This is a genomic window from Streptomyces himastatinicus ATCC 53653 (genome assembly GCF_000158915.1).
Taxonomy (GTDB): domain Bacteria; phylum Actinomycetota; class Actinomycetes; order Streptomycetales; family Streptomycetaceae; genus Streptomyces; species Streptomyces himastatinicus.
Window position 1 is genome coordinate 4,560,266 of record NZ_GG657754.1, and the last position, 1,490, is coordinate 4,561,755.

Sequence of the window (1,490 nt, forward strand, 5' to 3'; positions counted from 1 at the left end):
GGGAGATCGGTGAGGGCCGTTCTGAGGAAGTTTCGTATTTTCTTGGCGCCCTGCGACCGTTTCGCCCCCCGCTGCGTACCCCGACCAGGGCCGGAATACCCCGCCTCCAAGCAGGAACGGAACAGAATAGTCCGTGGCCTCGTCCCCGGTGTGCCGGGGCGGCTCGAACAGGACGAAGCAGACCGGTGTCTGGGCGTGCCGCAGCCGTCTGCGCAGCCTCCGGGGCTCCAGCACCACCCCCGGGTCGACCCATTCCACGGCCGCCTCCTGGTACTCCCCGCCATGGCTCTGGAGCCAGCGCCAGCGGCCCATCAGATGGTGGTTGACATGCGGCAGCCGCAGCCGCTCCCACGGGCGGACCACGACCGTGTGGTCCTCGCCGATCGGCCGCGGCGACAGCCCCGCCGGGCGCACCTCGAACCGGTCGACGTCCAGCCAGATCAGATGCAGCGGCAGGACGAACTCCACCTGGAGCCCCGGGGCGAGCAGCCCCAGCCGCTCGATGGCCTCCCGGTGGACCGCCGCGACCCGCGCCTCCAGCTCGTCCCGCCCCCGGGCCCGGGCGTCGCAGAGCACCGGGAACTCCCGCGACCGGTCGTCCATCAGCCGCGCCCGGATGCTGAACAGGGCGGCCGCCGCGCGGCGGGAGGAGATCTCCACCACCAGGCTGCGCTCCCCGATCGGAAGCCCCACCGCGGCCGACTCCCGCTCGCGGGTGGCGGCGAGCAGCCCGGGAGGCCAGTCGAGCCGCTTGGCGGCCTGGTTGTTCCACTGCCGCAGCCACTTGCGCAGCGCGGGCTGCTCGCCCGCCGCCACCCGCTCCACGAACGTCATCAGGGCGGGCGCCCGGCCCTCCACCTCGACGTCGTCCTCCAGGTCGCGCACCAGCCGCTCCACCCGGCCGTTCCAGCTGTCGTCGCCCTCACCGGCCCGGCCGAGCAGCTCGAACGCGTAGCGGGACAGGGTGGTCAGCTCGGTCAGGGCGGCGCCGTCGAGCAGCAGGGCGCATAAGTCCCGGCGCTCGACGTCCGTCAGCAGCGGCACCGGACAGCATTGGTCGAGCAGTTGCCAGGCCTCCGCGAGCACCACGGTGCCCTCGTAGTCCTCGCCCACCGCGCGCAGCAGGACGCGCAGCCCGTCGGGGTAGCGGTCGCAGGACTCGGCGATGGACCGCAGGTCCCAGTGCTTGATGGTGTGGCGCTCCACGGGCAGCGTGATCCCGTAATGCTCCTCGACGTTGTGGATCAGCCGGTCGCGCCAGGCGGTGCTGTCCGTCAGCCGGCCGAGGATCCTGGCCAGCTCCTGGTAGAGGTCGAACGCTCCGAAGCCGGTCATCCGGCCTGCCCGGCGCCCTGGATGAGTTGGTCCACTCCCGCGCGCTCCCCCCGAAACCCGCCCGTGCCCTTCGGCGTACCGCGTCCGTTTTACCCGCGTACGTCGAATGGTACGCGCGTCGTAGGCAGATATGGGAGGCTTCACACCCCCTATGA

Annotated in this window: 1 protein-coding gene; it reads right to left on the reverse strand. The window is 71.8% G+C overall.

Translation table 11 applies throughout. The features are described from left to right. Positions 1-1,335 (reverse strand): VMAP-C domain-containing protein (locus SSOG_RS53695; protein WP_039938053.1); only part of this gene is annotated, 1,335 nt, incomplete at its 3' end. Between the last annotated feature and the right edge of the window lie 155 nt (positions 1,336-1,490).